8 protein-coding genes are annotated in these 9,631 nt (G+C 69.0%); 2 read left to right on the forward strand and 6 right to left on the reverse strand.

What is annotated here, in order from left to right; genetic code table 11:
* Positions 1 to 2: 2 nt before the first annotated feature.
* From AOK08_RS12450 to AOK08_RS12465, 4 genes are all read right to left on the reverse strand, one after another.
* Positions 3 to 1,454, reverse strand: coding sequence for an aldehyde dehydrogenase family protein (locus AOK08_RS12450; RefSeq protein WP_055525575.1), 1,452 nt, complete (start codon positions 1,452 to 1,454; stop codon positions 3 to 5).
* A complete protein-coding gene (locus tag AOK08_RS12455; RefSeq protein WP_055525576.1) occupies positions 1,451 to 3,184 on the reverse strand; it encodes an N-acyl-D-amino-acid deacylase family protein in 1,734 nt (577 codons plus the stop codon). Before AOK08_RS12455 ends, AOK08_RS12450 begins: the two co-directional genes overlap by 4 nt.
* A gap of 197 nt (positions 3,185 to 3,381) precedes the next feature.
* Entirely contained in the window at positions 3,382 to 4,500 is a 1,119-nt protein-coding gene (locus tag AOK08_RS12460; RefSeq protein ID WP_079053989.1) for an LLM class flavin-dependent oxidoreductase, read from the reverse strand.
* A 205-nt stretch (positions 4,501 to 4,705) separates the two neighbouring features.
* Entirely contained in the window at positions 4,706 to 5,488 is a 783-nt protein-coding gene (locus AOK08_RS12465; protein ID WP_055525580.1) for an SDR family NAD(P)-dependent oxidoreductase, read from the reverse strand.
* Positions 5,489 to 5,747: 259 nt separating this feature from the next.
* Here AOK08_RS12465 and AOK08_RS12470 point away from each other — a divergent pair, with 259 nt between their 5' ends.
* Together AOK08_RS12470 and AOK08_RS12475 are read left to right on the forward strand one after the other, a co-directional pair.
* Entirely contained in the window at positions 5,748 to 6,482 is a 735-nt protein-coding gene (locus AOK08_RS12470) for a hypothetical protein (RefSeq protein ID WP_198539251.1), read from the forward strand.
* A 100-nt stretch (positions 6,483 to 6,582) separates the two neighbouring features.
* On the forward strand, positions 6,583 to 7,374 hold the full coding sequence (locus AOK08_RS12475) for a hypothetical protein (protein WP_055525578.1): 792 nt from the start codon (positions 6,583 to 6,585) through the stop codon (positions 7,372 to 7,374).
* Between the two features lie 126 nt (positions 7,375 to 7,500).
* Here AOK08_RS12475 and AOK08_RS12480 read toward each other — a convergent pair whose 3' ends face one another.
* Positions 7,501 to 8,277, reverse strand: coding sequence for a LuxR C-terminal-related transcriptional regulator (locus AOK08_RS12480; protein WP_422125734.1), 777 nt, complete (start codon positions 8,275 to 8,277; stop codon positions 7,501 to 7,503).
* Between the two features lie 70 nt (positions 8,278 to 8,347).
* Complete coding sequence (locus tag AOK08_RS12485; RefSeq protein WP_055525579.1) at positions 8,348 to 9,262, reverse strand: LLM class F420-dependent oxidoreductase; 915 nt, start codon at positions 9,260 to 9,262, stop codon at positions 8,348 to 8,350.
* Positions 9,263 to 9,631 lie beyond the last annotated feature (369 nt).

Genomic DNA, 9,631 nt, shown 5'->3' on the forward strand with positions numbered 1-9,631 from the left:
GGTCAGCCCGCCCACACCACCGCCTGCACCTCCCCATAAGCGTGCAGCGCGTACGACCCCACATCGCGCCCCACCCCGCTCCGCTTGAACCCGCCGAACGGTGCCTCCATGTTCCGCCCGACGGTGTTCACGCCCACCCCGCCCGCCCGCAGTCGCCGCGCGACCCGGAAGGCTCGGGCCACGTCCGCCGACCAGACGTAGTCGATGAGGCCGTACTCGCTGTCGTTGGCCAGCGCGACGCCCTCTTCCTCGTCGTCGAAGGGGATGACTGTCACCACCGGACCGAAGATCTCCTCCCGGGCCACCCGCATGTCGTTCGTGCAGTCGGCCAGGAGGGTGGGGGCGATGTAGAAACCCCGCTCGTACGGGGGGCGTTCACCGCCCGCCACCACCACCGCGCCCTCCTTCCTGCCGAGTTCGACGTACGCCTCGACCCGGCCCCGGTGCGCCCCCGAGATCACCGGGCCGACCACCGTGCCCTCCGCTCGCGGATCACCCACCAGCAAGTGGCCCGCGTACGACGCGAGTTGCTCCACAACCCTCCCGTACACGCCACGCTGTGCCAGTACCCGCGTCGGGGCCGTGCAGATCTGGCCGCTGTAGAACGAGAACGTCGTGCCGATGCCCGCGACCGCCGAGCGGATGTCCGCGTCGTCGAAGACGAGGGCCGCGCCCTTTCCGCCCAGCTCCATCAACTGGCGTTTCATGCCCCGGCCGCACACCTCCGCGATCCGCTGCCCGACCGCCGTCGAGCCGGTGAAGCTGACCATGTCGACGTCCGGGGAATCCACGACCGCCTCCCCCACCTCGGTCCGCGTCCCGCTGACCACGTTCACCACGCCCGGAGGCACCCCCGCTTCCTCCAGGGCCTCCGCCATCCGGTACACCGACAACGGATCCTGCGGAGCGGGCTTCACCACCACCGTGTTGCCCATCGCCAGGGCGGGCGCGATCTTGCCCGCCGGGTTGGCCCACGGGTTGTTGTACGAGGTGATGCAGGCGACCACGCCCACCGGCTGGCGGATGGCCAGCGCGCCCATCACCGCGGCCTTCCCGAACGGGCCCCCCTCGTTGACCTGCGGCGGGATCGCCCACTCGGCGGGCTCGACCGTCGCGTACCGGCGGAAACGGGCCGCGCCCACACCCACCTGCATCCCGCGCGCCGTCCCCGTCGTCGCACCGGTCTCCGCCTGGGCGAGGGCGGCGTACGACGCCAGGTTGGCCTGGATGATGTCCGCCGCCCGCGCCAGTACCGCGGCCCGTTCCTCCGGTGCCGTGCGCGACCACGGGCCGAAGGCCTCGCGGGCGGCAGTGGCGGCCGCGTACGCATGGTCCCGTGAGGCCTCCGGAGCCCACCCGACGACGTCCTCCGTCGCCGGGTCGATCACCTCGTAGTGCCCGTCGGCCGGCTCCACCCACGAACCGCCGATGAACAGCCGTTGTCCGTCCGTCACTTGGTGCTCACCGTCGCCGTGTCCCGGCCCGAACGGAGTACCTTGCCCGGTACGGCGCCCGTCACCGAGTCGTCCCGGATCGCCTCAACTCCGTTCACCCATACGGCTGTTACGCCGATGGCCTTCGAGTCGAGACGTGGGCTGCCGCCCGGCAGGTCGTGCACCAGCGTGGCCTTGTCGGCGGCGATCCGCTCCGGGTCGAAGAGGACCAGGTCCGCGTGGAAGCCCTCCTGGACACGGCCCCGCTCGCGCAGGCCGAACAGTCGCGCCGGGTCGTCGGTCAGCATCTGCACCGCCCGCTCCAGCGGCACCAGTTTCCGGCCGCGCAGACAGTCACCGATGAACCGGGTCGTGTACGGGGCCCCGCACATCCGGTCCAGGTGGGCGCCCGCGTCGGAGCCGCCGAGCAGCACGTCCTCGTGGCGCCAGGTCTCGGCGCGCAGTGCCCAGGACGCCGGGTCGTTGTCGGTGGGCATGGGCCACAGGACCGTACGCAGGTTGTCGGCCACGCAGATCTCGACCAGGCAGGTGAAGGGGTCCTGGCCGCGTTCGGCGGCGATGTCCTCCACCACCCTCCCGGTCAGGCCCTCGTTCGCCGCGCTGTAGGTGTCCCCGATGACATACCGGCCGAAGTCCGTCAGCCGTCGGAAGACGCCCACCTCCTCGCGCTGCGACAGGCGGACCATCTCCGTCCGGACGGCGGGATCACCGAGGCGCGCGATCCGCTCGTCGCGCGGCAGGCCGAGGATCGGGCCCCAGCCGGGGATCAGGTTCAGCGCGCAGAAGGTGCCCAGGGACATGTTCATCGGCGTGAGGATGGGCATGGTGAGGGCGACTATCCGGCCACCCGCCTTGCGGGCGCGGTCACTTGCCTCAAGCTGGCGGGGCACTCGGGCCGGTACGGCCGAGTCGATCGTGAGCACGTTCCAGTTGAGAGGTCGGCCCGCCGCCGCGCTCATCTCTACGAACAGGTCGATCTCCGCGTCGCTGAACTGGTCGAGGCAACCGGCCACGATCGCCTCGATCTGGGTGCCCTCGTGCTCGCCCACCGCCCGCGAGAGGGCGATGAGTTCGGCGGGGAGCGCGTGCCGGGAGGCGACCGGGTTGCCGTCCCCGTCGGAGTGCGAGGACGACTGCGTGGTGGAGAATCCCCAGGCACCGGCATCCATGGCATCGTGCAACAGCCCCAGCATGGCGGCCAGTTGCTGCTGCGTCGGCTGTCCGCCCACCGCGTCCGGGCCCATGACGTACCGGCGCAGCGCGCAATGCCCCACCATGAAACCGGCGTTGACGGCGATGCGGCCCTCCAGCGCGTCCAGGTACTCCCCGAAGCCGCTCCAGCTCCAGGGCGCCCCTTCCTCCAGCGCGACCAGGGACATCCCCTCGACCTTGGACATCATCCGCCGCGTGTAGTCGGCGTCGTCGGGCCGGTCGGGGTTCAACGGGGCAAGCGTGAAGCCGCAGTTGCCGGCGGCGATCGTCGTGACTCCATGGTTGAGGGAGGGGGTCGCGTACGGGTCCCAGAAGAGCTGGGCGTCGTAGTGCGTGTGCGGGTCGACGAACCCGGGGGCCAGGACCAGTCCGGACGCGTCCTCACTCGTCCGTGCCTCCTCGGTCACCTCACTGCCGATGACGGCGATACGCCCGTCCCGCAGCCCCACATCAGCGACGTACCCGGGCGCCCCGGTCCCGTCGACGACCATGACTCCCTTGATCAGATGGTCAAGCAAGGCCGAACTCCTCTCTTTTGGGGCGCGGGAACTGCGCGCTCCTTTTGGGGGCGCGGGGAACTGCGCGTCTTTGGGGGCGCTGAGGAAGTGCGGGCTTTCAGGGGCCGGCGCGGGGAACCACGCGCCTTAGGGGCGCGGGGAACTGCGCGACCAGCCACAGCGAACCCGCACCCGCACCCGCACCCGCCAACGCACCCTCAGACCGTCCCCCGGAACCGCGAAGTCCGATGAACCGGATCCGTGTCGATCTTCGGAATCACGTGCTCCCCGATCAGCCTGATCGTCTGGAGCGTGTCCTCCCGGGAGATCCCGATCGGCATCCCGAAGGACAGCTGATCCGCCCCCGCCTGCTCCCACCGCTTGCACTGCGTCAGCACCTCGTCCGGGTCGCCGCAGATCAACAGCTCCTCGGCGATGAGGAGTTCGATGATCTCCTCGTTGAACTCGGGCAGCGTCTCCGGCCACACGGGGAAGCCCTCGGGACGCGGGAACGTGTCGTGGTAGCGGAAGAGCAGCGACTGGAGGTAGTGCAGCCCACCGCCCGCCGCGATCCGTACCGCCTCCGCGTGTGTCGGCGCGCAGATCGCCGTCGACGTCACCATCACGTTGTCGTTGACGTAGTCGCCGACCGGCTCGGCGTCCACGATCGCCGTCTTGTACTGCTCCAGCACCCACTCCATGTCGGAGACCTTCTGCACGCTGAAGCCGAGCACCCCGAGCCCCTTGCGGGCGGCCATGGCGTACGAGGGCGGCGAGCCGGCGGCGTACCACATCGCGGGGTGCGAGGGGCCGTACGGCTTGGGGAGGACCTTGCGGGGCGGCAGCGACCAGTGTTTGCCCTGGAAGCCGACGTACTCGTCCTGGAGCCACATCTTCGGGAACTCGGCGATCGTCTCCTCCCACAGCTCCTTCGTGTGGTTCATGTCGGTGATGCCGGACATGAAGCCGAGGATCTCGTGGGAGCCGGCGCCCCGGCCGGAGCCGAACTCGAAGCGGTTGCCGGTGAGATGGTCGAGCATGGCGACCTTCTCGGCGACCTTCACCGGGTGGTTGACCGGGGCGAGCGGGTTGAAGATGCCGGAGCCGAGGTGGATGCGCTCGGTGGCGTGGGCGAGGTAGCCGAGGTAGACGTCACTGGCCGAGATGTGCGAGTACTCCTCCAGGAAGTGGTGCTCGGACACCCAGGCGTACTTGAAGTTCGACTTGTCCGCCTGGATGACGTACTCGGTCTCCTCCATCAGCGCCTTGTGCTCCGCGAGCGGATCGGTCTCGGCCCGCTTGCCCACGTATCCCTGTACAAAGAGCCCGAATTCCAAGGAGGTTCACCGTCCCCAGTAACCGTTCCCGACGTACGCGGTCCGGCGTACGTGGCCCGACGTACGTTTCTGACGTAGCGTCAGATTTCTTGGACGACTGTTCCACCGGCCCCTTGCACCGTCAATAGCTGACGGTCAGTCAGGTACCGAGCCACGCCGATCGGGCCGGTCATCGGGCCGGTCATCGGGCCGGTCATCGGGCCGGTCAGACGACCGAGACCCCGGCGAGCCAGCCCCCGTCGATCACGAACGGCTGCCCGGTGATGTACGAGGAGTCCTCCGAGGTGAGGAACAGCGCGAGCCGCGCCACCTCGTCCGGCCTGCCTATCCGCCCCAGCGGTACGAGCTTGCGGTACATCCGCTCCAGGCCCCGCGCCGAACTCTCCGCGTCGACGTCCGCGTTCGGGTCGAGCAGCGCCGGGTTGGACATCGCGGTGTCGATCGCGCCCGGGCACATGGCGTTGACGCGGATCTTCTTCCGCGCCAGTTCCAGCGCGGCGACCCGGGTGAGCCCCACGATGGCGTGCTTGCTCGCCGCGTACGCCCCGACGGCCGCCATCCCGGTGACCCCGGTGTACGAGGCGGTGTTGACGATCGTGCCGCCGCCTGCGTCGGCGATGTGCGGCGCGACCGTCCTGATCCCGAGGAAGCAGCCCACCTGGTTGACCTGGACGACCTGCATGAACTCGTCGAGGGGAGTGTCGAGCAGGGTGTTGAAGCGGAGGATGCCGGCGTTGTTGACCAGCCCGTCGATCCGGCCGTAGGCCTTCTGGGCGGCGGCGACGGCGGCCTGCCAGCCCGACTCCTCACGCACGTCGAGATGGACGTACAGGGCGCCCAACTCCTTGGCCAGGGCCTCCCCTTGATCGTCGAGCACGTCCGCCACGACCACCCGCGCGCCCTCCGCCGCGAAGAGCCGGGCCTCCTGCTCCCCCTGACCGCGTGCCGCGCCGGTGACGATGACGACCCGTCCGTCGAGCTTGCCCATGCGGAACCCCTTCGCAGCGTTCACATCGGTGGATGCCGGCATCGTACTGCCGAATCTGACGATCCGTCAGACCTGATGCGCCCCCTACCTCACATGTGCTGGGTGTGCGGGAGCACACACAGAAAAAACTCTGGAGTCGGGATATTTGACCCTGTCGCGAACTCGTCGGGGGCGCCAATAATTCCCCACGCGGAAGTAAAGCAATCCCCAAGGGCTCAGAGAACCCTGAGAACCCTGAGAACCCCGAGGACGGAACGGCATGGCCAAGAGGCGACTGAAGAACACGAAGGTTCGGATCGTGGCGGTCGGGGCGGCGCTCGCGACCGGTGGCGCGATCATCGCCCTCCTTCCGTCGGCGAACGCCGCCGAGACGAAGACACCCGACCAGGTCATGAGGATGTGCGAACGGTCCAAGGTGCTCAACGGAAAACAGCAGAACACGGAGGATTTCGGCGGCACCCTGGGGGACGGCTTCGAGTCCGACAACTGTGATTTCGTCGAGACGAAGTTCGAGACATTCGACGGGCCGACCGAGAAGTCGTCCATCGACTTCCCGAACTGTGAGCCGAACGCCACCGAACCGTCCAAGGTCTCCATCACCTGGTCGGCTAGTGCCTCCCAGGGACAGGGCAAGTACGTCGCGACCCAGCAGGGTGGTGGCGGAAGTCTCTTCGGAGCGATCGGCGGCTCCTGGCTCAAGCACAAGGGCACCCTGAACATGACCACGAATTCCGCCTCGGCGGGCGACACCGAAGAGCGCGAGGTGCCGGTCGGCAAGGTGCTCCACATGGAATTCACGCCGAAGATGCAGCGGATGACCGGCGAATGGCGGGTACGCGTGAACGCCAATCCCGGGAGCTTCGCCGTGAACCCCTCCCCCGAGCAGAACCTCGTCGCGCCCGACGTCGTCGAGGGTCCCGTCATCCTGGCTGGCGCCGCCGGCACCCCGGGTCTCGTGGACGGCACCTCCAAGGCGGTCGTGGAGGACTGCTGATGCTCCCCCGCCAGCCATCGAGCAGTCGGATCCACTCCGATCAAGCCGGTCAGAGTGAGACCACCGCAGGTCAATCGCCCAATCCCCCCAGGAGAACCTCATGAGCCGTACCAGCCGCGCCAACAGCCACCGGAGCAAGAAGAAGCGCATCACCCTCGCCCTGGCCCCCGTGGCGGCCCTCGCGGTGGCCATCCCGCTGATGGCCCAGGCGGGTGCCGCCACGCCCTCCGAGGTGACCTCGGACTGCGCCTCGAACTCGGACAAACTCGACGACTGCGATTTCGTCCCGGTCCAGAACAAGCGGAACAGCCTCGGCGCCAATGAAAGGGTTTCCGCGGTCACCGACAACTGCGGATCGACCAGCACCGCCTCGAAAACCTTCAAGGTGGCCACGACCGTCAGCCGGTCCGTTCAACTGGAGGACGGTTTCACCGCCTCCGCCGACTCGAAACTGGCCGGCTCCTTCCTTGAGGTCGGCCTCAGTTTCAACACCTCGGAAACGAACATCACGACGGACGACAAGACGACCGGCCTGGAACTCAGCCGTACCGACACCGTGCAGGCGGACAGCATCGCCTTCTTCATGTGGTCGGCCAAGCGCACCGACGTGAGCGGATTCCTGCGCGCGACGTACAAGGAGGAGCAGGACGGCCAGAAGGTGTTCTTCGCGCCGAGCGAGGGCGCCACGACCGTCCACGTCTTCTATCCGCAACTCCTCAAGAACGGGACGCCGGACGGCCGGCTGTGGCTGCGCAACGTGAAGTGCGGAACTCCGGAAGCCAACGGCATTCTGAAGTCGGGCAACAGCCTCCGGGCGGAACCTGGATTCGGCGAGGCCGGCCAGAACACCACGGACGTGGAGATCCCGGCATCGGAGATAGCGACGTCGTAGATCGCGACGTCCTAGATCGCGACGTCCTAGATCGCGACGTCGTAGATCGCGGCGTCGTAGCGGAATTCGCCACGGTCGTCAGCGAATACGGCGGCACCGGCTGTTCGCACGGGTTCGCACAGGTTCTCACATGCGAACAGCCGGAGTCGCCCCCAGCCAGCGCAGCACCGCGTCCGTACTGCCCCGCGCGTTGAGCTTGGCGTAGATGTTGCTGAGGTTGTTGCGGACGGTCTTCTCGCTCAGCGTCAGCCGCAGCCCGATCTCCTGGGCGCCGAGGCCGGTCGACAGCAGCTCCATGATCTGGCGCTCGCGCGGCGAGAGCAGGCTCCGCAGCCGCTCCCTCGCCGCCCCGGCGACCGGGACATCCTCCTTGCCGCCCGCTCCGGACGCCCGCTGGACCCCTTCCCGGAGGGCCGCGCACGCCATCGGCGAGAGGTAGGTGTGCCCGACCGTGGCCGCCATCACCGCCGAGGCCAGCGTGGACGTGCAGTAGTCGCCCTCGACGAGATAACCGGCCCCGCCCCGGAACACCTCCACCACGGTCTCGGTGTCCCGCCGGGGGCTGATGACGATCACCGGAACTCTCGCGGTTCCCATCGCCCGGAGCAGCACCGGAAACTCGGTCGCCGGCTCCTCGCAGCGCAGGACGACGACGTCCACGACACCTTCCGCCCGCAGCTCGCAGTAGGGCGGGTCCACGCGCAACGCCCGCCCGATATGGGGATCGTCGTGCTGCGGCCACCCCTCGTGCGGCCACTCTCCCTCGGCGCAGGCCAGGGCGACGGACACCCTGGGCGAGGGGTGGTCGACGAGCCGGAGAGCGCGCACCGTGCCTGTCCTTCCCGCGGAGCGATGAGGTCCGTACGTCCGTACGTACCTACGTACGCGCCCAAGCATGGACATGTTCAAAGGTTCAAAGGGATCCAGGAAAGCCGCCGCCCCGGACCGCCTTCGCTCCCCCTCCCTTTCCGCTCTACAGCAGTGGGCCCACGTCCTCCCCGAAAGCCTGGATCTGGTCGGTGAGTTCGGTGAGACTCCGGCTGCGGAAGCGCACCTGGATCTGGTCCACGCCCATCGCGCCGTAGGCCCGTAGCGTCTCGGCGAGGGCCTCCGGCGGCCCGCTGACCGTCCGCCGCCCGACATCCCACCCGGGCTCGCCCACGTACAGCGGTTCGGTGATGGCGCCGACGGTGAACGGCCCCTGGACGGCGGCCTCTTCGCGCAGCCGCCGGATCCGCGCGATCTGGTCCGGGAGACGGTCGCGCGGGTCGCCCTGCGGCAGCCAGCCGTCGCCCTTGAGCGCGGCCCGGCGTACGGCGGCGGGCGACGACCCGCCGACCCAGAGGGGTACGTGTTCCTGGGCCGGCCGTGGACGCTGTCCGAGCCCCTCGAAGTCGTACAACTTGCCGTGGTGCTCCGGGAATTCGTCCGGGCCGAGCGCGGCGCGCAACGCGTCGATGCTCTCGTCGAGTACGGCACCCCGGTGCTCGAAGTCGGCCCCCAGAGCGACGAACTCCTCCTGTACGTGGCCTGCGCCGACCCCGAGGATCAGGCGCCCGCCGGAGAGGTGGTCGAGGGTGGCGTACTGCTTGGCGGTGATGAGGGGGTGGCGCAGGCCGACGACGGCCACATGGCTGAGGAGCCGGGTGTGTTCCGTGACGGCGGCGAGGTGGGAGAGGGTGGCTACCGGGTCGTACCAGACGGTGCTCATCGCGGGGGCGAGGCGGCGGGGGATGGCGATGTGGTCGCAGGTCGCGAGGTACGCGAAGCCGGCGCGGTCCGCTGCGCGGGCTATGGCGACGAGGTCGGCGGGGGTGGCCGAGGTTTCCCAGGGTTCGGTGTAGAGGGTGGACTGGGACTGGATGGGGAGTTGCATGCCGTAGGTCATGGGCGCGTCCCTTTCCTCGTATCTGACGGTGCGTCAAATAGGCGGGGGTGGCCATGGTTGCCGCTGGCGGGGGGTCGGACAAGAGCGGGGCGATGTTTTTCTCGCCCCCGCCGCCCCTACCCGTTCCCGTCCGCCTCGGGGGCTGCCGCCCCCGAACCCCCGCTTCGCGCTGAACGCGCTCGTCCTCAAACGCCGGACGGGCTGGGTAGTCAGCCCGTCCGGCGATTGAGGACGAGGCCGTTCAGGCCGACAGCGGGGGTCTGGGGGCGGCAGCCCCCGGGGAGGCCCACACCAGCGCCGGGTGCCCAACCCCCCGCTAACCCGTCCCTCAGGGCTGACGCCCACGGAACCGCCGCCGCTCAACATCCT

It is taken from the genome of Streptomyces graminilatus (assembly GCF_001418565.1).
Lineage (GTDB): Bacteria > Actinomycetota > Actinomycetes > Streptomycetales > Streptomycetaceae > Streptomyces > Streptomyces graminilatus.